Consider the following 24760-nt stretch of genomic DNA (forward strand, 5'->3'; position numbering starts at 1 on the left):
CGATGGCCTATTTTGCGCACGAAGGTTGCAACCTGCACTACGAGGAATATGGCCAAGGCGCGCCCCTGGTTTTGGTCCACGGGCTGGGTTCCAGCACACGGGACTGGGAAAAGCAGATCCCGGTGCTGTCCGCCCGCTATCGCCTGATCGTGCTGGATGTGCGTGGCCACGGTCGCTCCGACAAGCCACGCGAGCGCTACAGCATCGGCGGTTTCAGCGCAGACCTGGGCGCGCTGATCGATCACCTCGACCTGGGCGCCGTGCACCTGGTGGGCTGGTCCATGGGCGGCATGATCTGTTTCCAACTGGCCGTCGACGAACCCGCGCGGGTCAAGAGTTTGTGCATCGTCAACAGTGCCCCCGAGGTCAAGGTCCGCACGCCCGATGATTGCTGGCAATGGTTCAAGCGCTGGAGCCTGATGCGCCTGCTCAGCCTGGAAACCATCGGCAAGGCCCTCGGCGCCAAGCTGTTTCCCAAGCCCGAACAGACCGAGCTGCGCCTGGAAATGGCCCGGCGCTGGGCAACGAACGACAAACGTGCTTATCTCGCCAGCTTCGACGCCATTGTCGGCTGGGGCGTACAGGAACGCCTGGCGCAAGTTGCCTGTCCAACCCTCATTATTTGCGCCGATCACGACTACACCCCGGTGGCGCTGAAAGAGGCTTATGTAAAGCTATTGCCTGACGCACGACTGGCAGTCATCACCGATTCACGGCACGCTACGCCGCTGGATCAACCTGAACGCTTCAACCAGACCCTGCTCGAATTCTTGACCGCTATCGATTCCACTACCCAGGATCATTGAACCCATGCTGAAAAAACTCGCCCTCGCCGCCGGCACCATCCTTTTTGCTGCCAACCTGATGGCCGCGCCTGCGCCGCATGTCTTGCTGGACACCACCAACGGCCAGATCGAAATCGAACTGGACCCGGTGAAGGCCCCTATCAGTACCAAGAACTTCCTTGAGTACGTCGACAGCGGCTTCTACAACAACACGATTTTCCACCGTGTGATCCCGGGCTTCATGGCCCAGGGCGGCGGTTTTACCCAGCAGATGCAACAGAAAGACACCAAGGCGCCGATCAAGAACGAAGCCAGCAACGGGCTGCATAACGTGCGCGGCACCTTGTCGATGGCCCGCACCTCCAACCCGGATTCGGCCACCAGCCAGTTCTTCATCAACGTGGCCGACAACGCCTTCCTCGACCCAGGCCGCGACGCCGGCTACGCAGTGTTCGCCAAGGTGGTCAAGGGCATGGACGTGGTGGACATCATCGTCAACTCCCAGACCACCACCAAACAAGGCATGCAAAACGTGCCGATCGACCCTGTGATCATCAAGTCGGCCAAGCGCATCGACTAAACCCGCAGGGCAAGCCTGGGCGGCGTCGGCGATCCCGCGCCGCCCACAGCAAATAAGGAGAGCCCTGCCCGGGCTATGTAACCCATGGTTTATCGCCGTTTCGAAAAACTGATCGACATCTTTCGCGACGCCCCGACATCGGCCCCGCCGAACCGCGTCCTGCCCTTCTACACCTATTACCTGAAACAAGTCTGGCCCAGCTTCGCCGCGCTATTGGTGGTTGGCCTGATCGGCGCGCTGATCGAAGTGGCACTGTTCAGCTACCTGAGCCGCATCATCGACCTGACCCAGGCCACGCCCAGCGCCGACTTCTTCAAGGTCCACGGCCTTGAACTGGCGTGGATGGCCGTGGTTGCGCTGGTGTTCAGGCCGATCTTCGTGGCCCTGCATGACCTGCTGGTCCACCAGACCCTAAGCCCGAGCATGACCAGCCTGATCCGCTGGCAGAACCACAGCTACGTGCTCAAGCAGAGCCTCAACTTCTTCCAGAACGACTTCGCCGGGCGCATCGCCCAGCGCATCATGCAGACCGGCAACTCCCTGCGGGACTCGGCGGTGCAGGCCGTGGATGCGTTGTGGCACGTGCTGATCTATGCCATCAGTTCCCTGGTGCTGTTCGCCGAAGCCGATTGGCGCCTGATGATCCCGCTGTTGATGTGGATCGCCGCCTACATCGGCGCGCTGTATTACTTCGTACCGCGGGTCAAGGAACGCTCGGTGGTGTCGTCCGATGCCCGCTCCAAGCTCATGGGGCGGATCGTCGATGGCTACACCAACATCACCACGCTGAAGCTGTTCGCCCACACCAACTTCGAACAGCAATACGCCCGCGAAGCCATCGAGGAGCAAACCGAAAAAGCCCAGCTGGCCGGCCGCGTGGTGACCAGCATGGACGTGGTCATCACCAGCATGAACGGCCTGCTGATCGTGGGCACCACGGCCCTGGCGCTGTGGTTGTGGACCCAATCGCTGATCAGCGTCGGTGCGATTGCGCTGGCCACCGGCCTGGTGATCCGCATCGTCAACATGTCCGGCTGGATCATGTGGGTGGTCACCGGCATCTTCGAAAACATCGGCATGGTCCAGGACGGCCTGCAGACGATCTCCCAGCCCGTCAGCGTCACTGACCGCGAGCAGGCCAAGCCACTGGCGGTGGCCCAGGGCGAAGTGCGTTTCGAGCATGTGGATTTCCACTACGGCAAGAAAAGCGGCGTGATCGGCGACCTGAACCTGGTGATCAAGCCAGGCGAGAAAATCGGCCTGATCGGGCCATCCGGCGCAGGTAAATCGACGCTGGTGAACCTGCTGTTGCGTCTTTATGACGTCCAGGGCGGGCGCATCCTCATCGATGGCCAGGACATTGCTCACGTCAGCCAGGAAAGCCTGCGCGCGCGCATCGGCATGATCACCCAGGACACGTCGCTGCTGCACCGTTCGATCCGCGACAACCTGCTTTATGGCAAGCCTGACGCCACCGACGCGCAACTCTGGGAAGCGGTTCACAAGGCCCGGGCGGATGAGTTCATCCCATTGCTCTCGGACGCCGAAGGCCGCACCGGTTTCGATGCCCACGTCGGCGAGCGCGGCGTGAAGCTCTCCGGCGGCCAGCGCCAGCGCATCGCTATTGCCCGGGTGCTGCTCAAGGACGCGCCGATCCTGATCATGGACGAAGCGACCTCAGCGCTGGACTCGGAAGTCGAGGCAGCCATCCAGGAAAGCCTCGAGACGCTGATGCAAGGCAAGACCGTGATCGCCATCGCCCACCGCCTCTCCACCATCGCCCGGATGGATCGGCTGGTGGTGCTGGAGAAAGGTCGGATCGCCGAGACCGGCAGCCATGCCGAGCTGTTGGCCCAGGGTGGGTTGTATGCGCGGCTGTGGCAGCATCAGACGGGTGGATTTGTCGGGATCGATTGAACCCTGGTTAAGCACAAAACCCCGTGGCGAGGGAGCTTGCTCCCGCTGGGTTGCGTAGCAGCCCCAAACTGTATCTGGCACTGCGATGTGTCAGATACACCGCAGGGGCCTGCTGCGCAGTCCAGCGGGAGCAAGCTCCCTCGCCACGGGATTTCATAACATCCTCAGCACTGCCGATAAGGCAGTGCCGTCCTGGCCTCTTCGGCATACGCCATCACGCCCTCATGCTCGCGTGCGAGAAAATCCGCCACCGCCGCTTTCAGGCCTGGATGACGCAGGTAGTGCCACGAGCGCGTGATCACCGGTTCGAACCCGCGAATCAACTTGTGCTCCCCCTGGGCCCCGGCGTCAAAACGCTGCAGGCCATTGGCAATCGCATAGTCCATGCCCTGGTAGAAACACGTCTCGAAATGCAGGCGATCGAATTCCGCCAGGCATCCCCAGTAACGTCCGTAGAAACTGTCGCCGCCCACCAGGCTGAACGCCATCGCCACGGGCCGTGAACCTTGCTTGGCCAGCACCACGCGAATGGCCTCGGGCATGCGCTCGGCCAGCAGGCTGAAGAACGCACGGGTCAGATAAGGCGCCTGCCGACGCACCGCGTAGGTGTTGGCGTAACAGGCGTAGACGAAATCCCACTGCGCCTCGTCCAACTGACGGCCTTCCAGCCATTCGAAATCAATGCCCTGCCCCGCCACTTGCTCGCGTTCCTTGCGCATCTGCTTGCGCTTGCGGGAACTGAGCGCATCGAGGAAATCCTGGAAGTCCCGATAGCCGCGATTCTGCCAGTGGTATTGGCAGCCGATCCGCTGCAACCAGCCCTCCTGCCCGGCCAGAGCAGCATCGGTAGAGGCATCGGTGAAATTAATGTGGGCACTGGAAAGCCCTTCGATCTCCAGATAGCCCGGCAAGCTGCCCAGCAACTCCAGGCCATCCTCAGCACGCGCCGTCAACAGTCGCGGGCCACTCACCGGACTGAACGGCACCGCCGTCAGCAGCTTGGGGTAATAGTCGATGCCGGCCCGGGCGCAAGCGTCGGCCCAGCCGTGATCGAACACATACTCGCCATAGGAGTGCCATTTGCGATAGCTGGGCAACGCCGCCAGCATCCGCCCCTCCTCGAGGTGCAGCAGATGCTCGGGCTGCCACCCGGTATGCGAGCCCAGGCTGGCACTGTCTTCCAGGGCGGTGAGAAAAGCGTGGCGCAGGAAGGGTTGGTTGACGGGCACCAGCGCGTCCCACTCGTGTGGCGCGATGGCGGACAGGCTGTCCAAGACGTGAAGCGGCATGCGGTTCCCCGGGATCCAGACGACGGATCAGGCGAGTATCGCCGATCCTGAGCGGACGGGGATAAAAAAACCCCGCCAGAGGCGGGGTTCAAAGGAGCTGTAACGGATGAAGATGTAGCGGTGTATCAGGTCAGCGATTTAGAACACGTACTGGGCGCGCATGACAAAGCCGTCGCCGTCGTCATCACCGTTGACGTTGGTGACCTTGTCGGTCTTGGCCTTGACGTAGGCGGCCGAGATTTTCACCGCTTCGTTGGCGTACCAGTTCACACCCAGGTTGTGCACCTTGGCTTCGGCATCACCCACTTCGCGGGTGGCGCTTGCAGTGGTGATGTTGTCGTCTTCAACGGTCATGCTGTCGAAGCGGTAGAACACTTCCCAGGCGCCGATGGACTTGTTCTGCGGCTTGATCGCATCAAACTTGCCAACTTTATAGCCACGGGACTCGCCAGTAATGGTGTAGGCACCCTGAACGTAGAAACCGTGGCCCTTGATGTCTTCGAAACCGTCGGCGTCAGCCTTGGTCTTGCGGGTGATGTATTCACCTTGGATCGACGCCGGGCCCATGGCGAAAGCGGCTTCCAGGCCGAACGCGGTGTCGCGGTCGTACGAGCCGGCCGGGGAGTTGTTGGCGCCGCCCAGTACCGGACGGTTGCCGTTTGGACCGGCGTCATTGCCGCCCAGGGTTTCAACGCCACGCATGCCCAGGCGGGAGCGGTAGCGTGCATCGAACACGGTGTCGGACACGTCACGGGAAGCCACGTTCAGGCCGAAGTGCAGCACGTTGCCGGCGTCGTGCATCGGTGCGAACACGAAGCGACCGTTGACCTGCTTGACGCTGTCGCCGTCGGTGTCGTCGGTGTCTTTGCTGAACACGCCAGCCGAGGCGTAGAACGAATCGGCGAAAGTGCTCGACGCCTGGATGCCCAGGCCGTTCTGGTGGCTGTTGGCCCAGTCGATCAGGTCGTAGGCGGCGTTACGCTCTGGCGCGGTCACCCACTTGGAGCTGGTGGCTTTTTCCAGGCCGAAGTCGGGGTCGAAACGGCCAACCTTGATCGAAACAGGCTTGAAGCCGTTGTAGGCCAAGGACGCTTCGTCGAAGTAACCGTTGTCGGAGTCACCACTGTTGTGGGACATGTCGTAGTTGATGGTATAGGCCCAGTCCGTGTACAGCACGCCGGAAAGTTCCAGAAAGGCACGGCGGATGTAAGCGGCGTCTGCCGAGTTGCCGTTGTCAGTGTAGATACCATCAAACTGGCTGTAGTCAGCCTGCAAACGACCGCCGAGCTTGAAGCTGAACTCTTTGTCAGTGGTAGCGACCTCCAGGCCGCCCTTGGTCTTGACCACGATATCGGCGCCGTCAGTGGTCACGGTGCCGGCGAAAGCCTGGGCGGTTACTGCCATTGCCAGTGCGCTGGCGGCAACACCTGCGAAGTGCTTACGGATCATCGAAGAATTCCCCTAGTTGGTAGTCTATGCGTTAGAAAACACGCGGAACTGGGCCCGCTGGTGTTGGGAGGGGATCTTGGCGATGGGTTATGTCAGGCGAGTTGCTATCACATAAAGATTTTATGACAGCGGAACTTTTTACTTCGAAAGGGAATAAAAAAAGAGCAGCTTCGAGCGGGGAGCTACGAGCGGCAAGCTAGAGCGGTGAAGAGCTGATCAGGCTGCTTTTTGTGGCGAGGGAGCTTGCTCCCTCGCCACAGGAAATCGAGCAGGGGCAGATCAACGCTTGCGCAGGATCACGCTGCCGATCGAATAGCCGGCGCCAAACGAACTGAGCACCGCGACCGAACCGCTGGGCAAGTCGTCCTGATACATGTGGAATGAAATCACCGAACCGGCCGAGCTGGTGTTGGCGTAGCGGTCGAGGATCACCGGGGCTTCCTCTTCGGTGGCTTCGCGTCCCAGCAGCTTGCGCACGATCAGCTGGTTCATGCTCAGGTTGGCCTGGTGCAGCCAGAATCGCTTCACTTCGCCGACGTTCAGCTGGTTTTCTGCCAAATGAGCGCCGATCAGCTCCGCCACCATTGGGCAGACATCACGGAACACCTTGCGGCCTTCCTGGACGAACAGTTTGTCCCGCGTGCCGATGCCCTCTTCCGCCGCGCGGTTGAGGAAGCCGAAGTTGTTGCGGATGTTGTTGGAGAACTTGGTGAGCAGCTTGGTGCTGACCACGTCGAACTGGTACGGCGAGGTCGCCCGGTCCGCGCGCTCGATGATCACAGCCGTGGCCGCGTCACCGAAGATGAAATGGCTGTCGCGGTCACGAAAATTCAGGTGGCCGGTGCACACTTCCGGGTTGACCATCAGGATCGCCCGGGCCTGGCCCAGCTGCACGCTGTTGGCGGCGGCCTGGATGCCGAACGTCGCCGAGGAACAGGCCACGTTCATGTCGAAACCAAAACCTTCGATGCCCAGGGCTTCCTGGACTTCGATGGCGATGGCCGGGTATGGACGCTGCAGGTTGGAGCAGGCAACGATCACGCCGTCGATGTCGGCGGCGGTACGGCCGGCGCGCTCAAGGGCTTGTTTCGCGGCGCCGACGGCCATTTCGCAAAGCACCGACCACTCGTCGTTGGAGCGCTCGGGCAGGCGTGGGGTCATGCGTTGTGGATCGAGGATACCGTCCTTGTCCATGACAAAGCGGCTCTTGATGCCCGACGCCTTTTCGATGAACGCCGCATTGGATTCGGTCAATGCTTCCACTTCGCCGCGCTCGATGGCCTCGGCGTTATCGGCGTTGAACTGCGCGACATAGGTATTGAAAGATTGCACTAGCTCTTCGTTGGAGATGCTGTTGGCCGGGGTGTACAGGCCGGTGCCGCTGATGACGACGTTATGCATGGTCGTGTCTCTGATCTGTTCAGGCAGAAAATATTGGCACCGACGTACCAACACACAAAGGGACTTTTCCCATCCGGGGAAGCAGCCCAGGCATCGCTTTATTCCGATCCGCCCGTGAGATTGAAGCGCAAAACCACGGGACCGGCATTTATAGCCGCGAAGTTTGCCATAAAGGCTGGCGTTTGGCCCATGTTCCCTTACTGACGACACAAAATCCTGTGGGAGCGAGCCTGCTCGCGAAGGCGGTGTATCAGGCAAGATCAATGCAACTGAACCACGGCTTTCGCGAGCAGCCTCGCTCCCACAGGGGATGGCAGGTGTTGTCAAACTATCTGATCAAGCCTCCACCAACCCCCACTGCTTGCCCAGACGCTTGTCGGAAATCGGCACCTTGGTCCCCAATTGCTGGGCAAACAGCGAAACGCGGTATTCCTCCAGCCACCAACGGTACAGCTCCAATTGCGGATCGCGCTTGCCTTCCTGGGCGTGTTTGCTGGCGCGGGCCTGGTATTGCGCCCAGAGGTTGGACAGCTCGCCGCTCCAGACCCGGTCCTTCTGCACCTGGCTGCCCAGCTTCTCGAAGCGTTGCTCGATGGCCTTGAGGTAGCGCGGCAGCTCCTTGAGCCATTGGTGCGGGGTTTCCCGCACGAAGCCCGGGTACACCAGGTGGCTAAGCTGTTGCTTGATATCATTCAGCGCCACGGCCTGGGCCAGGTCGATCTTGCCCTTGAAACGCTTTTGCAGGCCGTGCCAGAGCTTGAGGATGTCCAGGGTCAGCTTCGCCAGGCGTTCTGCGTGCTCGGTCCAGCCGCCGCGCTTGCGTTCGGCCAGGGCCGCCAGTGCGGCACCGTCACGGGGCAGGCTCGGCTCGCCTTCGAGGATGCAGCTGTCGAGGCTGGCCAGCAGGATGTCTTCCACTAGACTGTCGACGCGTCCCAAATCGCGATAAAGCAGGCCCAACTCCGTCAATCCCGGCAGCTTGCCACGGAGGAACTTCGCCGTTTCGGCCAATTGCTGCATGAGCAAGCGCTGCAACGCGCGACGATGCTGGAACTCGGCTTCGGCCGGGGTCGGGAAGCGTCCTTCCTTGACCACCCCGCCCTCTTCCACCAATGCCGGGTAGACCGTCATCGACAACCCGGCAATCTTCTGCTGGGTTTTCTCGGCCACCGGCGCGAAGACTTTCGCTTCCACCGGTTCCTGGCTCTTGGCCGTTTGCGGCACGGCCAACGCGGCCTGGCTGGCTTCGGCAAACCGCGCGGTCAGTTCGGCCAGGTCTCGCCCTTCGCCGAGAAACTTGCCCTGGCCATCGACGATTTCCAGGTTCATGCGCAAATGACTGTCCACCTGCTGTGCCGCTTCGGCCCAGGCTTCGTCACTGACCCGCGCGCCGGTCATGCGCAGCAGCTCACGCCCCAACGACTGTGGCAACGAGCCCTCGGCAAACGTAATGCGCTGCAGCGCCGCCTTGACGAAGTCCGGCACCGGCACGAAATTCTTGCGCAAAGCCTTGGGCAGGTTACGCACCAGGGCGATGCACTTGGCTTCGATCATCCCTGGCACCAGCCAGTCCAGACGCTCCGGCGGGAGCATCGGCAGCAGCGGCGCCGGCACCCGCAAGGTCACACCGTCGCGGGGATGGTTGGGTTCGAAGTGATAGCTCAACGGCAAGGTCAGGTCGCCGACACGCAAGGTGTCGGGGTACTGGTTGGCCGTCACCTCGCTCGCCTCGCGGGCCAGCACGTCTTCCTCACGCATGATCAGCAGCTGCGGGTCTTTCTGGCTGTTGATCCGGTACCAGCTATCGAACGTCGCCGTCTGGTGGATCTCGGCGGGCAGGCGCGCATCGTAGAAGGCAAACAGGGTTTCCTCGTCCGCGAGGATGTCACGGCGACGGGCCTTGGCTTCGAGCTCGTCGAGTTGTTCCAGCAAGCGCGTGTTGGCGCTCAGGCACTTGGCCTTCGACTGGATCTCGCCGCGTACCAGCGCCTCGCGGATGAACAACTCACGGGACACCACCGGATCCACCGGCCCGTAGTGCACCGGCCTGCGACCGACGACGATGAGGCCGAACAAGGTGATTTGCTCATAGGCCACCACTTGCCCGCGCTTCTTCTCCCAATGGGGCTCGAAGTGGTTTTTCTTGATCAGGTGCCCGGCCAGCGGTTCGATCCAGTCCGGCTCGATCTTCGCCACCATGCGTGCGTACAACTTGGTGGTTTCCACCAGCTCGGCGGTCATCAGCCACTGCGGGCGTTTCTTGCCCAGGCCCGACGAGGGGTGGACCCAGAAGCGCCGCTGGCGAGCACCGAGGTAATCGCCGTCTTCGGTCTTCTGGCCGATCTGGCTCAACAGGCCCGACAGTACGGCCTTGTGCAGTTTCGGGTAGTCGGCCGGGTCCTTGTTGAGGCTCAGCTGCATGTCGCGGCAGATCAGGCTCAACTGGCGATGGGAATCGCGCCATTCGCGCAGGCGCAGATAATTCAGGAAGTTCTTGCGGCACCAGTTGCGCAGCGGGCTGGCGGTCAAGGCCTGGCGCTGCTCTTCAAAACCGCGCCACAGATTGACCAGCCCGGCAAAGTCCGAATCCGCGTCCTTCCATTGGGCGTGGGCCTGGTCGGCGGCCTGTTGGCGCTCGGGCGGACGCTCGCGCGGGTCCTGGATCGACATGGCGCTGGCAACGATCAGCACTTCCTGGAGGCTGCCCAATTTCGCCGCTTCCAACAACATGCGGCCCATGCGTGGGTCCACCGGCAGGCGCGCCAATTGCCGACCCAACGGCGTCAACTGGCTGTTGCGGTCCACCGCCGAGAGTTCTTGCAGCAGGTTGAAACCGTCGCTGATAGCCTTGCCGTCCGGCGGCTCGATGAACGGGAAATCGGTGATTTCGCCGAGGCGCAGGTGCAGCATCTGCAGGATCACCGCCGCCAGGTTGGTGCGCAGGATTTCCGGATCGGTGAACTCGGGACGGCTGAGGAAATCTTCCTCGCTGTACAGGCGCACGCAAATCCCCGGCTCGACCCGTCCGCAGCGGCCCTTGCGCTGGTTGGCGCTGGCCTGGGAAATGGCTTCGATGGGCAAGCGCTGGACCTTGGCGCGATAGCTGTAGCGGCTGATGCGCGCGGTGCCGCTGTCGATCACGTAGCGGATGCCCGGCACGGTCAGCGAGGTCTCGGCGACGTTGGTCGCCAGCACCACGCGACGGCCCGGGTGGGACTGGAAGATCCGTTGTTGTTCGGCCGGCGACAAGCGTGCATACAGCGGCAGGATTTCAGTGTGCTTGAGCTGGGCCTTGCGCAGCATCTCCGCGGCGTCGCGAATCTCCCGCTCGCCCGGCAGGAACACCAGCACGTCACCGGGGCTGCGCCGTTCGCTGCGCTCGTAGGCGGCGATTTCGTCGAGGGTGGCGAGGATCGCCTGGTCGACGGTCAAGTCGTCCTCGACCCGGTTGCCCTCCTCGTCCTGCTCCAGCGTCAGCGGGCGATACCAGGTTTCCACCGGGAAGGTGCGGCCCGAGACTTCAACGATTGGCGCGTCATCGAAATGCTTGGAGAAGCGCTCCAGGTCGATGGTCGCCGAGGTGATGATGACTTTCAGGTCCGGACGACGCGGCAGCAGGGTCTTGAGGTAGCCGAGCAGGAAGTCGATGTTCAGGCTGCGCTCGTGGGCTTCGTCGACGATGATCGTGTCGTAGCGTTCGAGGTAACGGTCGTTCTGGGTTTCGGCCAGCAGGATACCGTCGGTCATCAGCTTGATCAGGGTGTTGGCGTCGCTCTGGTCCTCGAACCGCACCTGATAACCCACCAGCGCGCCCAGCGGCGTGGCCAGCTCATCGGCGACCCGGCTCGCCACGCTGCGGGCCGCGATGCGGCGCGGCTGGGTGTGGCCGATCAAGCCCTGCTGGCCGCGGCCGATTTCCAGGCAGATCTTCGGCAACTGCGTGGTTTTGCCCGAGCCGGTTTCGCCGGCAATGATCAACACCTGATGCTTGAGCAACGCCTCCTTGATTTCGTCGCGCTTGGCGGCGATCGGCAAGTTGTCGTCGTAGCGTATCGACGGCACGCTCGCCTTGCGCGCCAGCACCTGGTCGCACGACGCCTGCATGCGCGTCACCCACTGGGCCAGCTTGGCTTCGTCGGGTTTCTTGCGCAGCTCGAGCAACTGCCGCCGCAACCGGTGCCGGTCGGCGAGCATGGCGTGATCGAGGTTTTTCAGCAGTTTGTCGATTGTAGGGGCTTGGTCGGTCATCAGGTACGCAGGGGAGTAGGAGCAGCGGCAAGTTTCAAGCTGCAAGCGACAAGTTGCAAGCGGCACCGGCCTGAAACCCGAAACTTGAAGCTTGAAGCTTGAAGCTTGAAGCTGCTTCTACCCCTTACGCCGATACGGGAACACATCGATCACCTTCCCCGCCCGGATAGCCTCTTGCAGGCCTTTCCAGTAGTCAGCGTTGTACAGCTCGCCGTGCAGTTGATCGAAGAGCTTGCGCTGGCCGGCATCGGCGAACAGGAACGGCGGGAATTCTTCCGGGAAGACGTCCAGCGGGCCGATGGAATACCAGGGCTCGGACGCCATTTCGTCTTCCGGCGTGCGCGGCTGGGGGATGTGACGGAAGTTGGCTTCGGTGAGGAAGCAGATTTCATCGTAGTCGTAGAACACCACGCGGCCGTGGCGGGTCACGCCGAAGTTCTTGAGCAGCATGTCGCCGGGGAAGATATTGGCCGCCGCCAGCTGTTTGATCGCCAGGCCATAATCTTCCAGCGCCTCGCGCACCTGGGCTTCGTTGGCGTTTTCCAGATAGAGGTTCAGGGGCGTCATCCGGCGTTCGGTCCAGCAGTGGCGAATCAGCACGGTGTCGCCTTCTACCGAGACCGTGGACGGCGCCACTTCCAGCAGTTCCTCCAGGCAGGCCGGCTCGAACTTGCCCAGGGGGAAGCGGAAGTCGGCGAACTCCTGGGTGTCGGCCATGCGCCCGACCCGGTCGACGCTTTTCACCAGTCGGTACTTCTCGATGACCGTGGCCCGGTCGACGTTTTTCGACGGTGAGAAACGGTCCTTGATGATCTTGAACACCGTGTTGAAGCCCGGCAGGGTAAACACGCTCATGACCATGCCGCGCACGCCCGGAGCCATGATGAATTGGTCGTCGGTGTTCGCCAGGTGGTTGATCAATGCGCGGTAGAACTCCGACTTGCCGTGCTTGTAGAAACCAATCGAGGTGTACAACTCGGCGATGTGCTTGCCCGGCAGGATGCGCTTGAGAAAACCGATGAATTCCGCCGGCACCGGCACGTCGACCATGAAGTACGAACGGGTGAACGAGAAGATGATCGACACCTGCGCCTCGTCGGTGATCAGCGCGTCGATCTGGATACCGCGACCTTCGCGGTGCAGCAGCGGGATCACCAGCGGCCATTGGTCGTCGCGGGTGTAGATGCGGCCCACCAGGTAGGCGCCCTTGTTGCGATAGAGCACCGAGGAAAACAGTTCGACCGTCAGTTCCGGGTCCTTGCAGACCCAGTCCGGCAGGTTCTCGCGCAATTGGCTTTCGAGGCGTTGCAGGTCGCCAGGCAGGTCGGCGTACTCCTCGCTGAAGCGATAATCGGCGAAGATCGCCACCAGCATCTTGTCCAGTTGCCCTTGGGGCTTGTAGCTACGGGTCTGGGCCGCGCGGGCACGGCGCAGGCTTGGCCGCGTCGTGTGGATGAACATGGTGCCGTCGCTGATCAGGTCATGACTGAACAGGCCGCAGAAGATCGAGTTGTACCAGGTCTCCGACAATTCGTCGTCAAAGCGCAGGTCGATCAGGCTGATGTAGGCGCTTTTCACCAGCGGCCAGCAGCCGACATCCATCAAGGTTTCGGCAGCGAAGGCGTCGCGCAACCTGCCGACGGTTTCGAAAACTTTTTCTTCATACAGATTGATGCGTGCCGCCGATGCCGCCTGCGCCTCCAGCCATTGGGCCTGCTCGAACCGGGCGCGGGCGCCATCGGTGATCTGCCGGAAATGCTCGCGATAATCGTCGAAGCCGTCGAGGATCGAACGGGCGATATCGGTGGCGGGCCATGGCTGCGGCATAGGGTAAACCTCGGCGGGTCATGCTTGTTATTGGCGATTGAGCTTAGAGGTCAATTGCTCGGCAACGCAACCATTGCCATCGGTGTTTGGCGGGGCGACACTTGCGGCCCGATCAAGGAAGGACAGATTCGTGAACCTCGTCGATATCCTGCGTTTGCTGTCATTGGCCGCCATCTGGGGCGCGAGCTTTTTGTTCATGCGCATCATCGCCCCGGTCCTTGGCACGATTCCTACGGCCTTCTTCCGCGTTTCCATTGCCTTCGTCGGCCTGCTGGTCATCCTCGCGCTGATGCGTGTCGACTGGAATTTTCGCGGCAAGCTGAAAGCCGTGATGGTACTGGGCTTGATCAACTCGGGTATTCCGGCAACGTTCTACTCCCTGGCAGCGCAAGTGTTGCCGGCCGGTTATTCGGCGATCTTCAACGCGACGACACCGCTGATGGGCGTGTTGATCGGTGGGCTGTTTTTCCGCGAGCCACTCACGGCGGCGAAGGTCAGCGGGGTCTTTCTCGGCCTGATGGGCGTCGCGATCCTCACCCGGGCCGGCCCGGTGGCGTTCGACCTGCAACTGCTGATGGGCGCCCTCGCCTGCCTGCTCGCAACCACCTGCTACGGCTTTGCCGGCTTCCTTACCCGGCGCTGGCTCGATCATCAAGGCGGCCTGGACAGTCGCCTGTCCGCCCTGGGCAGCATGTTCGGCGCCACGCTCTTCCTGTTGCCGCTGTTTGGCTACAGCGTGATCACCCAACCGCCGGCCAGTTGGGGTGGCTGGAGCGTCTGGCTGTCACTGCTGGGCCTGGGCCTGGTGTGTACGGCATTTGCCTATATTCTTTATTTCCGGCTGCTGAGCTCCATCGGCCCGGTCAAGTCCATGACCACGACCTTTCTGATCCCGCCGTTCGGGGTGTTGTGGGGCGCGTTGCTGCTGGATGAGCCGCTGGGCATGGCGCATGTGTATGGCGGGGTGTTGATTGCGGCAGCGTTGTGGTTGGTGTTGAAGCCTGGGGTGTCTAGTCGGTAGTTCATTGGGATGGCCGAAAAGCTTCGCGAGCAAGCCCGCTCCCACAGGGATTGCGCGTAACCTGTGGGAGCGAGCCTGCTCGCGAAAGCGATGGTGCTGCCAGCGATTAGCTATCGGCTCTTACGAAACACAAACACCAACCCGACAATGATCAACGCCATCCCCAGCAAGCTCAACAACGCCAACCGGTTGCCGAACACCAGGTAGTCCATGATCGCCGTCACCGCCGGCACCAGGTAGAACAGGCTGGTGACGTTCACCAGGTTACCCCGGGCGATCAGCCGGTACAGCAACAACGTCGCCAGCACCGACACCACCAGCCCCATCCACAACACCGGCACGATGAAACCCGCGCCGTGCTCGAAGTGGAACGGTTGGAACGGAACGAACACCGCGCACAACACGAGCCCGGCCAGGTACTGCACCGGCAGCGTGCCCAGCGGATTATCGGTGATGCGCTTCTGCATGATGGACCCCGCCGTCATGCTCACCAGCGCCAACAACCCGCACAGCATGCCCGCCAGTGACATGCCGGCCAGGCCGATGCCCTGATACACCACCATGATCAAGCCCACCAATCCCAGCGCCAGGCCGAACATCCGCTGCCAGGAACGCTGGCGCTCCATGAGCACCACGGTAAGGATCGGCTGCACACCCATCAGCGTGGCCATCACCCCGGGGGTGACGTTCAGTTGCAGCGCCAACAGATAGAAAATCTGGTAGGCGCCCAATAACACCAGGCCGGTCGCCGCCGCGTACCACATCGGCTTGCCGGACCTGGGCAACTTGAACTTCAACATGGGTATCAACAGCACCAACGCACACAGTGCGATAGCAAAACGGATCAGCAGGAAGGCGAAAGGTGACGCGTGGGCCAAGCCCAGTTTGGAAAAGATCGCCCCGCTGCTCCACAGCAGAACGAACAGGCTCGTGGAAGCCGTCGCCAATAAGGCGTTTTTGGAAAGGAAAAACATGAATACCACCTGTAGTCAGGCAAGAAGCCAACTCAGCCGAAGCTGAAATCCAGTCGTTTTTTCAGGCGGGCACAGGGAACGGCAACCGTTGCCGATCAGCCCTGAACACCAACACCCGGCGGTGATACGCAGGCGTATACCGGTGAGCGACTGACAGGTGGAGGGTATTGACCGATCTGCTCAGGCGACCGATTCCCGCACGGCACGACGCCAGCGTTGAACGCTGGAACCACGACCGCGGTGAAAGGGAATGCAGGCATGAGCCGATCTCTTGGGGGATGGGTCGAAAACCGAGCGCCGACTATAACCAGCGCTCTATGTGTAACGCAATATCTAGACAAACAACCAGTAGCCCAGCGCCGTGAATACGGCTACGGCCAGGACGGGACGCATGACCCGATAGGCCTTGGGGTGCTTGCGCTTGAATTGCTTGACCTTGCCGCTGATGCCGTCGCTGAACGACTTGCTCCAGGCATAGGCCCGGTTGATACCGCCGACACGTTCGTCATCAAGGTTCTGCGGTGCGGTGGCCCGCCCGAGGAAGGCGCTGATGGCGCGGTTGAGCCGGGTCATCAACCGGTTGCTCAACGGCCGTTCGACATCGCAGAACAGAATCACACGCGTCTGCGATGTTTCATTCTTGACCCAATGCACATAGGTTTCATCGAACATCACGTCTTCACCGTCGCGCCAGGCGTAGATCTGCCCGTCGACGAAGATCCGGCAATCATCGGAATTGGGTGTGGACAGCCCCAGGTGGTAACGCAGGGACCCGGCGAAGGGATCGCGATGGGGGTTCAGGTGACTGCCCCCCGGCAACAAGGCAAACATCGCGCCTCGCACATTGGGGATCTGGCTGACCAGCTCGACGGTCCGGGGGCACAGCAACTCGGCAGACGGCAGCGGTTTGTCGTACCACTTGAGGTAGAAGCGCTTCCAGCCCTTCTTGAAGAACGAGCCAAAGCCGGCATCGTTGTCTTTCTCGGCGGCGCGAATGTAACCCTCGTCGAACAGATGCATCGCTTCGTCGCGGATCACTTGCCAGTTCTCCTTGAGCACGTCCAGTTCGGGGAACTTGCTGCGATCGAGGTAAGGCTTGGAGGGCACGCCGGAAAACAGGTACATCAAGGCGTTGTAAGGGGCGAACAATGCCGAATGGTTGACGAACTGGCGCAGCACCGGCAAACGCGCCTTGCCACGCAAGTGCACATACAGCGTACTGCCCAGGAAAAGCAGCAGCACCGAGGCCTTCGCGACAAACGAAACGGTCATTCTTTTTAACTCCTTGTCTGGAACCATTTACGCAACGTCATCAGCCCGACGCGGCGGCCGGCCATGTTAAACGTCCCTTTGCCGGTTAAACATCGCCGGGCGCAACATTCACTGTTGAGGATTACGCAACAAAGCCCTTGTTAACATGCGTCGCCTGAACCTTGGCTGACACCAAATCAATCTTCAGAGCAACTAAACCTATTTGTGGCGAGGGGATTTATCCCCGCTGGGTCGCGAAGCGACCCCAACAAGGCCAAACAGATCCTGCAATTGATCGCAATGGGGGCTGCTCGCAGCCCAGCGGGGATAAATCCCCTCGCCACAGAAAACCCCTCGCCACTCCCTGCCTGTGGTTACTGCTGAATCTCCTGCTCGGTAAACAAATCGCTGAACAGCATGCTCGACAGGTACCGTTCGCCCGAATCCGGCAGAATCACGACGATGGTCTTGCCCTGCATTTCCGGCTTCTCCGCCAGGCGCGCCGCCACGACCATGGCCGCACCGCAGGAAATGCCGCAAAGGATGCCTTCTTCTTGCATCAAGCGCAGGGCCATGGCCTTGGATTCGTCATCCGTGACCCGCTCGACCTGGTCCACGATCGACAGATCGAGGTTCTTCGGTACGAAACCTGCGCCGATCCCCTGGATCTTGTGGGGGCTGGGCTTGATCTCCTGTCCCGCCAGTGCCTGGGTGATTACCGGCGAAGCCTCGGGCTCCACCGCCACCGACAGGATCGGCTTGCCACAGGTGTTCTTGATATACCGCGAAACCCCCGTAATGGTTCCGCCGGTGCCTACCCCAGCGACCAGCACGTCTACCGCGCCATCGGTGTCGTTCCAGATTTCCGGGCCGGTGGTTTTTTCGTGGATCGCCGGGTTCGCCGGATTATCGAACTGCTGCGGCATGAAATATTTCGACGGGTCACTGGCCATGATCTCGGCGGCTTTCTCGATGGCGCCTTTCATGCCCTTGGCCGGTTCGGTGAGCACCAGCTCCGCGCCCAGGGCCTTGAGCACTTTGCGCCGCTCGATACTCATCGAGGCGGGCATGGTCAGCGTCAGCTTGTAGCCACGGGCGGCGGCCACGAACGCCAGGCCGATGCCGGTATTGCCTGAGGTCGGCTCGACAATGGTCATGCCGGGCTTGAGTTTGCCGGAGCTTTCCGCGTCCCAGATCATGTTCGCGCCGATCCGGCATTTGACCGAGTAACCCGGGTTACGCCCTTCGATTTTCGCCAGGATGGTCACGCCGCGCGGGGCGATGCGATTGATCTGCACCAATGGCGTATTGCCAATGGAATGGGCGTTGTCAGCGTATATACGACTCATGGCCGGGTCCTTAATACAGAGAAAATTTAGCGTTTAAAGGTAAGCCTGTTGCCGAAGGCCGTCCAGTTGCACCGAACGTTCCCGTTGTTGCAACAGTCAATGGCATTAACAACGGAGACTACTCTTATGAAGCGTCGATACAGCTGGCCACTGTGGACATTCGTCGCCATCGTTGCGTTGCTGGTGGCCGTGCATTTCGCCTTGCCTTATTTGGTGCGCGATTACCTGAACGACAAACTGGCCAACATGGGCGATTACCACGGCCAAGTCACGGACGTCGATCTGGCCCTCTGGCGCGGCGCCTATCGGATCAATGGCCTGAAGATCACCAAGGTCGACGGCAAGGTCCCGGTGCCGTTCGTCGATGCTCCATTGGTCGACTTGTCCGTAAGCTGGCACTCGCTGTGGTATGACCATGCGGTCGTCGCCGAAGTGGAGTTCGCCCATCCGGAAGTCAACTTCGTCGACGGCGGGGCCAACCGCGAGAATTCCCAGACAGGCCGGGGCACCAACTGGCGAGAACAACTGAGCAAGCTGATGCCCATCACACTCAACGAGGTGCGTATCAATGACGGCAAGCTCACCTTTCGCAACTTCAACTCCAAGCCGCCGGTGAACCTGCGGGCCACCAACGTCAACGCCAGCTTTTATAACCTGACCAACGTCGTGGACACCGAAGGCAAGCGCGACGCCCGTTTCGAAGGCAAGGCCCTGGTGGCGGAACACGCACCATTGGAAGTCCAGGCGACCTTCGACCCCTTGAGCAACTTCGAGGACTTCGACTTCCGCTTGCGCGCCACCAACATCGAGCTCAAGCGCCTGAACGATTTCGCCGCGGCCTATGGAAAATTCGACTTCAACGCCGGCCACGGCGACCTGGTGATCGAGGCCGAAGCCGACAACGCCCGGCTCAGCGGCTACATCAAGCCACTGCTGCGTGACGTGGACGTATTCGACTGGCAGCAAGACGTGGAGAACCAGAACAAAAACATCTTCCGCTCGGTCTGGGAAGCGTTGGTCGGCACAAGCGAAACCGCTCTGAAAAACCAGCGCAAGAACCAGTTTGCTACCCGGGTCGAGCTCAGTGGCAATGTGCATCAGCAGGACATCAGTGCCTTCGAAGCCTTCCTGCAGATTCTGCGCAACGGTTTCGTCCAGGCCTTCAATGCCCGCTACGAGCAACCGCCACCTTCGAAGGATTAAGTTTTGGGCGTTACGCGATAGCGACCTTTTTGCTCAGCCACTGCTCGGCCCGCTCCGCTTTGCAGCGAGTCCCAGCCCAGGCACGCCAGGGCAAGCGATCGCGGCACAGCCTCCCGACCGCTGCTGTAGCGACTGATGCTACGGGCGCTCACGCCCAGCGCTTCGGCCGCCTTGTTCAGTGGCAAACCGGTGCGGGCGCGCCAGTCGATGAAAATGCGAGTGTTTTCATCCACGGCATTCTGCGCCAGCGCATCGAAATACAAGGTATCAGCGCCGATCTGGATATCCAGATAGGGCCATTCCACGCTCCAGCCATCATCGCCAAGGGCTGCACCCGCAAACGCACCCTTTTCCAGCAAGGGTTTCAGGCCAGGGTAACGTTGCACGTCGGCGGTCAAATCCAGCGTCAATCGCTGGCCGTCGATAAACGTCAACTCGAGACTGAACGGTAATGAAGGCTGCACGGCCAATAACCGCGGCCTTTTCATGGGTAGCATCGTTGCCATTCCTCCAGCAATTGCGCCTGATGGGACCTTACCCAGTCCAGCGCTTCCTTGATAATCAATGGCGGTGCCCGGCCCATCATAACTTCGACGGTTTCCAGGCTAAGGACTACATCAACCCCACCTCCGGTGAGATGGACATGGGGCGGCGGATGGTCCCTTTCGCGCAATTGAATGCGGTACGTATTCTTGAATCGATATTTAGTGGACATGCCAGTGAATGTATCGCCAATTTGGCGATACGCAATACTGGCAAGCCGCCGAGACTGAGTCAACATGTGACGACCCATTCAGAGACTGAATACAGCGTCTGCGTTCACAGTCGGCGGGGCCTCGCGGTATAGTCGGGCACGACATTTATTTCGCGCGCCCCGCCTCGCCGGGCCGGCGACACCGTTCGAGGAGTTGCAGATGAAGTTCGAAGGCACCAGCGCCTACGTGGCCACCGATGACCTGAAACTGGCCGTCAACGCCGCCATCACCCTGGAGCGACCGTTGCTGGTCAAGGGCGAGCCGGGCACCGGCAAGACAATGCTGGCCGAACAATTGGCGGAGTCCTTCGGCGCGCGCTTGATCACCTGGCACATCAAGTCCACCACCAAGGCCCACCAGGGCTTGTATGAGTACGACGCGGTCAGCCGCCTGCGCGATTCCCAGTTGGGCGTGGACAAGGTCCACGACGTGCGCAACTACCTGAAGAAGGGCAAGCTCTGGGAAGCGTTCGAGTCCGAGGAGCGAGTCATTCTGCTGATCGACGAAATCGACAAGGCCGACATCGAATTCCCCAACGACCTGCTGCAAGAACTCGACAAGATGGAGTTCTATGTCTACGAGACCGACGAAACCATCAAGGCCAAGCAGCGCCCGATCATCATCATTACCTCCAACAACGAGAAGGAACTGCCGGACGCCTTCCTGCGCCGCTGTTTCTTCCACTACATCGCGTTCCCTGACCGCGCCACCCTGCAGAAAATCGTCGATGTGCACTACCCGGACATCAAGAAGGACCTGGTCAGCGAAGCGCTGGACGTGTTCTTCGACGTGCGCAAGGTGCCAGGCCTGAAGAAAAAACCTTCCACCTCCGAATTGGTTGACTGGCTCAAGCTGCTGATGGCCGACAATATCGGCGAAGCAGTGCTGCGCGAGCGCGATCCGACCAAGGCGATTCCGCCGCTGGCCGGCGCCCTGGTCAAGAACGAACAGGACGTGCAATTGCTTGAGCGCCTGGCGTTCATGAGCCGTCGCGGCACGCGCTGATCCTCTTCGTCCAACAAGAGCGAGGGCGATTGCCATGCTGCTTAACCTGTTCAATGAGATGCGCGCCGCCAAGGTGCCCGTGTCGGTGCGCGAACTGCTGGACCTGATCAACGCGCTGAAACAGCGGGTGATCTTCGCCGACATGGACGAGTTCTATTACCTGTCCCGGGCGATCCTGGTGAAGGATGAACGGCATTTCGACAAGTTCGACCGGGCGTTCGCCGCGTACTTCAACGGCCTGGAAAAACTCGACGATCACCTCCAGGCGCTGATTCCCGAAGACTGGTTGCGCAAGGAATTCGAGCGCTCGCTGACCGACGAGGAACGGGCGCAGATCCAATCCCTGGGCGGCCTGGACAAGCTGATCGAAGAATTCAAGAAACGCCTGGAAGAACAGAAGGAACGCCATGCCGGTGGTAACAAGTGGATCGGCACTGGCGGTACCAGCCCGTTCGGCTCCGGCGGCTTCAACCCGGAAGGCATTCGGGTCGGCGACGCTGGCAAGCGCCAGGGCAAGGCCGTCAAGGTCTGGGACCAGCGCGAGTACAAGAACCTCGACGATCAAGTGGAGTTGGGCACTCGCAACATCAAGATCGCCCTGCGCCGCCTGCGTAAGTTCGCTCGCCAGGGCGCGGCCGAAGAACTGGACATCGACGGCACCATCGACCACACCGCCCGGGACGCCGGCCTGCTGAATATCCAGATGCGCCCGGAGCGCCGCAACACCGTGAAGTTGCTGCTGCTGTTCGACATCGGGGGCTCGATGGATGCCCACGTGAAAATCTGCGAAGAACTGTTCTCGGCCTGCAAGACCGAGTTCAAGCATCTGGAGTACTTTTACTTCCACAACTTCGTCTATGAATCGGTGTGGAAGAACAACCTGCGCCGCACCTCGGAGCGCACCTCGACCCAGGATCTGCTGCACAAATACGGCGCCGACTACAAAGTCATCTTCATTGGTGACGCGGCCATGGCGCCCTATGAAATCACCCAGGCCGGCGGCAGCGTCGAGCACTGGAATGAAGAAGCCGGTTACGTGTGGATGCAGCGCTTCATGGAGAAATACAAGAAGCTCATCTGGATCAACCCGTACCCCAAGGACACCTGGGGCTATACCGCCTCGACCAACATCGTGCGCGAGTTGGTGGAAGACCGGATGTACCCGCTGACGTTGCGGGGGTTGGAGGAAGGGATGCGGTTTCTTTCCAAGTAGGATTTTTGGTTGCCTGTACAGGCCTCATCGCGAGCAAGCTCGCTCCCACAGAGATCTTCGTCACACCTGAGATCCCTTGTGGGAGCGAGCTTGCTCCGGGCGGCGATCCGACGATGCTTCTAGCCTTTCAAAAACACCTGCAAATACTCAACCTGCTGCCGATGCGCAACCGCCTGCACCACCGGCCGCAACCGCACCTGCGTCCCGGGCAGGCATTGCGTCAGCCGGGCCAGGGACAGCGGGGTCAAGGCGCCCAGGCGCGGATAACCGCCGATGGTTTGCCGATCGTTGAGCAGCACGATCGGCTGGCCGTCCGGCGGCACCTGCACGGCGCCCAGCGGAATACCTTCGGAAATCATCGCCGGCCCCTGGTATTCCAGCGCCGCGCCCAACAACCGCATGCCCATGCGGTCGGCGCGACTGTCCAGCGTCCAATCGGTATTGAACGCATCAAACAGGCTACGCCCACTGAACGCACCGTTCTGCGCGCCGAGGATCAGGTCCAGCGGCTGCACCTGCTGGAAATCCGGAATCCGCGTGTACGGCATTGGGCGCGGCGTCGCCGGGCCCGAATAGCTCAAGCGCTCACCGCGACCCAGCGCTCGCCCTCGCCCATCCAGACCGCCGAGCTCTTCACGTACAACCGTCGAGCGACTGCCCAGGACGTGCGGTGCGTCGAACCCGCCAGGCGCCGCCAGGTAGGCCCGGGCGCCAAGCACGGGCTGAGTGAGCGCCAACACTTGGCCTTTGCGCAAACTGAAGAAGCGCCACGACGCCACGCCCTGGCCGTCAATGCGCGCGCCCAGGTCCGCCCCGGCCAACGCCAGCACGCAATCGTCTTCGGCCAACACCGTGAAGCCGCCAAGGGTGATCTCCACCACCGCCGCGTCCGGCGCATTGCCGAGCATCCAATTGGCCCAGCTCATCGACAGCCAGTCCGCCGCGCCGCCCTGGGTCACGCCCAGGTGCCTCACGCCGAACCGGCCGGCGTCCTGCAACAGGCACAGCGGGGTGCTGGCCTCGATCAACAAACGGCTCATGCCTGGGCCTCCAGCGGTGTGTCGTCACCGCCCAGGGCGATGAATTCAGCGTGATCGACGGCGGCGAAACGCACCGTGTCACCGGGCTGCATCAGGCTGTAGCCGTCGCGCTCGCGGTCGAATAACTTGGCCGGGGTTCGACCGATCAGATTCCAGCCGCCAGGTGACACCACCGGATACGCCGCAGTCTGGCGCTCGGCAATGCCAACGCTGCCCGCCGCCACGCGCTTGCGCGGGGTGTCGAGGCGCGGTGCGGCCAGTGCTTCGTCCACCAATCCCATGAATGCAAAACCTGGCGCAAAGCCCAGGGCAAACACCTGGTATTCGCGCTCGCTGTGGCGACGGATCACCTGCTCCACCGTCAGCCCGCTGCGACTCGCCAGCAAGCCCAACTCGGGTCCGACGCTGGGGTCGTACCACACCGGCAGCACATGGCATCGGCCAGCAGACCGGGCATCCGGGGAAAGGTTGTTCAGCGCTTCCCCGATCAAATCGCGCGCCTGGGCCGGTGTCAGGCCAAGCAAATCGTAATGCACCATCAAGGTCGTATAGGACGGCACCAGATCGATCAGATCGTCGGCGAAAACCTGGCGCAGGCGCTCGCTGGCAGCGAGCATCCACGGCATGTTGGCCTCGGCGATTTCGTCGAACAGGCGCACCATCAGGCAATCCACCGCCACCACTTCCACGCGTGGTTTCATGGCGCGCTCTGCCGGACCAGGGCTTCGCGGATGCGTTGCACGGCGGCCACCGAACTGGCGTTGTCGCCGTGCACGCACAAGGTGTTGGCCTTCAGGTGCAAGGCGCTGCCGTCGTTGGCAGTCAACGCATCGCCGCGAGCGATCGTCAGGGCCTGCCCAATGATGGTTTCGGGATCGTGATGCACCGCGCCCGGCGCTTGCCGCGAGACCAGGCGGCCGGCGTTATCGTAGGCCCGGTCGGCAAACGCTTCGAACCACAGGGTCACGCCGTACTCGTCGCCCAGGGCCTGGGCGGCGCCGTTGTCACGGGTCGCCATCAGCATCAGCGGCAATTGGCGGTCATAGGCGGCGACGGCCTGGATCACGGCGCGCAGTTGCGCCGGGTTGGCCATCATGTCGTTGTACATTGCGCCGTGGGGCTTGACGTAGCTGACGCGCCCACCCTGGGCACGGCAGATGCCGTCGAGGGCGCCGATCTGATAATGCAGCAGATCCTGCAGTTCCTGGGCGCCATAGGCCATGGAACGTCGGCCGAAGCCCGCCAGGTCCTGATAGGCCGGGTGCGCGCCGATCCGCACGCCGTGGCTCAGGGCCAGGCTGACGGTCTTGCGCATGATGCTCGGGTCGCCGGCATGGAAGCCGCAGGCGATGTTGGCGCAATCGATGAAGGGCATCACCTCGGCGTCCAGACCCATGGTCCAGCTGCCGAAGCTTTCGCCGATATCGCAATTCAATAGCAGGCGGTTCACGGT

Annotated in this window: 20 protein-coding genes; 7 read left to right on the plus strand and 13 right to left on the minus strand. The window is 61.5% G+C overall.

Going from position 1 to position 24760, the window contains the following annotated elements:
* Positions 1-2: 2 nt before the first annotated feature.
* The 3 genes from Q7C33_RS18115 to Q7C33_RS18125 all read left to right on the plus strand — a co-directional run bounded on the left by Q7C33_RS18115 (position 3) and on the right by Q7C33_RS18125 (position 3282).
* On the plus strand, positions 3-806 hold the full coding sequence (locus tag Q7C33_RS18115) for an alpha/beta fold hydrolase (RefSeq protein ID WP_407683889.1): 804 nt from the start codon (positions 3-5) through the stop codon (positions 804-806).
* A 4-nt stretch (positions 807-810) separates the two neighbouring features.
* Positions 811-1365 (plus strand): peptidylprolyl isomerase, encoded by a 555-nt coding sequence (locus tag Q7C33_RS18120; RefSeq protein ID WP_407683890.1) that lies wholly within the window; start codon positions 811-813, stop codon positions 1363-1365.
* Between the two features lie 84 nt (positions 1366-1449).
* A complete protein-coding gene (locus Q7C33_RS18125) occupies positions 1450-3282 on the plus strand; it encodes an ABC transporter ATP-binding protein (RefSeq protein WP_407683891.1) in 1833 nt (610 codons plus the stop codon).
* Between the two features lie 164 nt (positions 3283-3446).
* On the opposite strand, the gene Q7C33_RS18130 is transcribed toward Q7C33_RS18125, so the two are convergent.
* From Q7C33_RS18130 to aceK, 5 genes are all read right to left on the minus strand, one after another.
* Positions 3447-4571: a GNAT family N-acetyltransferase gene (locus Q7C33_RS18130; protein WP_407683892.1), complete on the minus strand. Its 1125-nt coding sequence runs from the start codon at positions 4569-4571 to the stop codon at positions 3447-3449.
* Between the two features lie 138 nt (positions 4572-4709).
* Complete coding sequence (locus tag Q7C33_RS18135) at positions 4710-6020, minus strand: OprO/OprP family phosphate-selective porin (RefSeq protein ID WP_217860104.1); 1311 nt, start codon at positions 6018-6020, stop codon at positions 4710-4712.
* A gap of 279 nt (positions 6021-6299) precedes the next feature.
* Entirely contained in the window at positions 6300-7421 is a 1122-nt protein-coding gene (locus tag Q7C33_RS18140; protein ID WP_198797169.1) for a beta-ketoacyl-ACP synthase III, read from the minus strand.
* A 336-nt stretch (positions 7422-7757) separates the two neighbouring features.
* On the minus strand, positions 7758-11669 hold the full coding sequence (hrpA, locus tag Q7C33_RS18145) for an ATP-dependent RNA helicase HrpA (RefSeq protein WP_407683893.1): 3912 nt from the start codon (positions 11667-11669) through the stop codon (positions 7758-7760).
* Positions 11670-11786: 117 nt separating this feature from the next.
* Complete coding sequence (gene aceK / locus Q7C33_RS18150) at positions 11787-13496, minus strand: bifunctional isocitrate dehydrogenase kinase/phosphatase (protein WP_407683894.1); 1710 nt, start codon at positions 13494-13496, stop codon at positions 11787-11789.
* 130 nt (positions 13497-13626) lie between these two features.
* On the opposite strand from aceK, the gene Q7C33_RS18155 reads away from it, so the two are divergent.
* Positions 13627-14517: a DMT family transporter gene (locus Q7C33_RS18155; protein WP_217860108.1), complete on the plus strand. Its 891-nt coding sequence runs from the start codon at positions 13627-13629 to the stop codon at positions 14515-14517.
* Positions 14518-14627: 110 nt separating this feature from the next.
* On the opposite strand, the gene Q7C33_RS18160 is transcribed toward Q7C33_RS18155, so the two are convergent.
* The 3 genes from Q7C33_RS18160 to cysK all read right to left on the minus strand — a co-directional run bounded on the left by Q7C33_RS18160 (position 14628) and on the right by cysK (position 18091).
* The gene (locus tag Q7C33_RS18160; protein WP_407683895.1) at positions 14628-15491 is read right to left on the minus strand and encodes a DMT family transporter; all 864 of its coding nucleotides are present in this window, start codon (positions 15489-15491) and stop codon (positions 14628-14630) included.
* Positions 15492-15824: 333 nt separating this feature from the next.
* Positions 15825-16763 carry an aspartyl/asparaginyl beta-hydroxylase domain-containing protein gene (locus Q7C33_RS18165; RefSeq protein ID WP_198797164.1) on the minus strand — a complete coding sequence of 313 codons (939 nt, stop codon included), beginning with the start codon at positions 16761-16763 and terminating at the stop codon, positions 15825-15827.
* Between the two features lie 353 nt (positions 16764-17116).
* Entirely contained in the window at positions 17117-18091 is a 975-nt protein-coding gene (cysK, locus tag Q7C33_RS18170) for a cysteine synthase A (protein WP_030141173.1), read from the minus strand.
* Between the two features lie 126 nt (positions 18092-18217).
* On the opposite strand from cysK, the gene Q7C33_RS18175 reads away from it, so the two are divergent.
* Entirely contained in the window at positions 18218-19294 is a 1077-nt protein-coding gene (locus Q7C33_RS18175) for a DUF748 domain-containing protein (protein WP_198797163.1), read from the plus strand.
* Here the strand turns inward: Q7C33_RS18175 and Q7C33_RS18180 are convergent.
* Both Q7C33_RS18180 and Q7C33_RS18185 read right to left on the minus strand, forming a co-directional pair.
* Positions 19291-19791 (minus strand): DUF2442 domain-containing protein, encoded by a 501-nt coding sequence (locus Q7C33_RS18180; RefSeq protein ID WP_217860112.1) that lies wholly within the window; start codon positions 19789-19791, stop codon positions 19291-19293. The genes Q7C33_RS18175 and Q7C33_RS18180 overlap by 4 nt on opposite strands.
* Entirely contained in the window at positions 19779-20009 is a 231-nt protein-coding gene (locus Q7C33_RS18185) for a DUF4160 domain-containing protein (protein ID WP_217862083.1), read from the minus strand. Before Q7C33_RS18185 ends, Q7C33_RS18180 begins: the two co-directional genes overlap by 13 nt.
* 199 nt (positions 20010-20208) lie before the next feature.
* Here Q7C33_RS18185 and Q7C33_RS18190 point away from each other — a divergent pair, with 199 nt between their 5' ends.
* Both Q7C33_RS18190 and Q7C33_RS18195 read left to right on the plus strand, forming a co-directional pair.
* Complete coding sequence (locus tag Q7C33_RS18190) at positions 20209-21054, plus strand: AAA family ATPase (RefSeq protein WP_053143593.1); 846 nt, start codon at positions 20209-20211, stop codon at positions 21052-21054.
* 34 nt (positions 21055-21088) lie between these two features.
* Positions 21089-22267 carry a vWA domain-containing protein gene (locus Q7C33_RS18195; protein ID WP_003198888.1) on the plus strand — a complete coding sequence of 393 codons (1179 nt, stop codon included), beginning with the start codon at positions 21089-21091 and terminating at the stop codon, positions 22265-22267.
* Between the two features lie 119 nt (positions 22268-22386).
* Here Q7C33_RS18195 and Q7C33_RS18200 read toward each other — a convergent pair whose 3' ends face one another.
* Genes Q7C33_RS18200 through Q7C33_RS18210 form a run of 3 tightly spaced genes read right to left on the minus strand, consistent with a single transcriptional unit; the run spans position 22387 to position 24757 of the window.
* Positions 22387-23307, minus strand: coding sequence for a biotin-dependent carboxyltransferase family protein (locus tag Q7C33_RS18200; protein ID WP_407683896.1), 921 nt, complete (start codon positions 23305-23307; stop codon positions 22387-22389).
* A complete protein-coding gene (gene pxpB / locus Q7C33_RS18205; protein WP_030141178.1) occupies positions 23304-24008 on the minus strand; it encodes a 5-oxoprolinase subunit PxpB in 705 nt (234 codons plus the stop codon). Before pxpB ends, Q7C33_RS18200 begins: the two co-directional genes overlap by 4 nt.
* A complete protein-coding gene (locus Q7C33_RS18210) occupies positions 24005-24757 on the minus strand; it encodes a 5-oxoprolinase subunit PxpA (protein WP_407683897.1) in 753 nt (250 codons plus the stop codon). The genes pxpB and Q7C33_RS18210 overlap by 4 nt, the downstream gene beginning before the upstream one ends.
* Between the last annotated feature and the right edge of the window lie 3 nt (positions 24758-24760).

The sequence above is a fragment of the Pseudomonas sp. BP11-1-1 genome (assembly GCF_052112105.1).
In the GTDB taxonomy this organism is placed as follows: domain Bacteria; phylum Pseudomonadota; class Gammaproteobacteria; order Pseudomonadales; family Pseudomonadaceae; genus Aquipseudomonas; species Aquipseudomonas alvandae.

Coding starts and splice junctions, on each gene's coding strand:
- Q7C33_RS18115 (WP_407683889.1), top strand. CDS start 3: ATGGCCTATTTTGCGCACGAAGGTTGCAACCTGCACTACGAGGAATAT.
- Q7C33_RS18120 (WP_407683890.1), top strand. CDS start 811: ATGCTGAAAAAACTCGCCCTCGCCGCCGGCACCATCCTTTTTGCTGCC.
- Q7C33_RS18125 (WP_407683891.1), top strand. CDS start 1,450: ATGGTTTATCGCCGTTTCGAAAAACTGATCGACATCTTTCGCGACGCC.
- Q7C33_RS18130 (WP_407683892.1), bottom strand. CDS start 4,571: ATGCCGCTTCACGTCTTGGACAGCCTGTCCGCCATCGCGCCACACGAG.
- Q7C33_RS18135 (WP_217860104.1), bottom strand. CDS start 6,020: ATGATCCGTAAGCACTTCGCAGGTGTTGCCGCCAGCGCACTGGCAATG.
- Q7C33_RS18140 (WP_198797169.1), bottom strand. CDS start 7,421: ATGCATAACGTCGTCATCAGCGGCACCGGCCTGTACACCCCGGCCAAC.
- hrpA (WP_407683893.1), bottom strand. CDS start 11,669: ATGACCGACCAAGCCCCTACAATCGACAAACTGCTGAAAAACCTCGAT.
- aceK (WP_407683894.1), bottom strand. CDS start 13,496: ATGCCGCAGCCATGGCCCGCCACCGATATCGCCCGTTCGATCCTCGAC.
- Q7C33_RS18160 (WP_407683895.1), bottom strand. CDS start 15,491: ATGTTTTTCCTTTCCAAAAACGCCTTATTGGCGACGGCTTCCACGAGC.
- Q7C33_RS18165 (WP_198797164.1), bottom strand. CDS start 16,763: ATGACCGTTTCGTTTGTCGCGAAGGCCTCGGTGCTGCTGCTTTTCCTG.
- cysK (WP_030141173.1), bottom strand. CDS start 18,091: ATGAGTCGTATATACGCTGACAACGCCCATTCCATTGGCAATACGCCA.
- Q7C33_RS18175 (WP_198797163.1), top strand. CDS start 18,218: ATGAAGCGTCGATACAGCTGGCCACTGTGGACATTCGTCGCCATCGTT.
- Q7C33_RS18180 (WP_217860112.1), bottom strand. CDS start 19,791: ATGCTACCCATGAAAAGGCCGCGGTTATTGGCCGTGCAGCCTTCATTA.
- Q7C33_RS18185 (WP_217862083.1), bottom strand. CDS start 20,009: ATGTCCACTAAATATCGATTCAAGAATACGTACCGCATTCAATTGCGC.
- Q7C33_RS18190 (WP_053143593.1), top strand. CDS start 20,209: ATGAAGTTCGAAGGCACCAGCGCCTACGTGGCCACCGATGACCTGAAA.
- Q7C33_RS18195 (WP_003198888.1), top strand. CDS start 21,089: ATGCTGCTTAACCTGTTCAATGAGATGCGCGCCGCCAAGGTGCCCGTG.
- Q7C33_RS18200 (WP_407683896.1), bottom strand. CDS start 23,307: ATGAGCCGTTTGTTGATCGAGGCCAGCACCCCGCTGTGCCTGTTGCAG.
- pxpB (WP_030141178.1), bottom strand. CDS start 24,008: ATGAAACCACGCGTGGAAGTGGTGGCGGTGGATTGCCTGATGGTGCGC.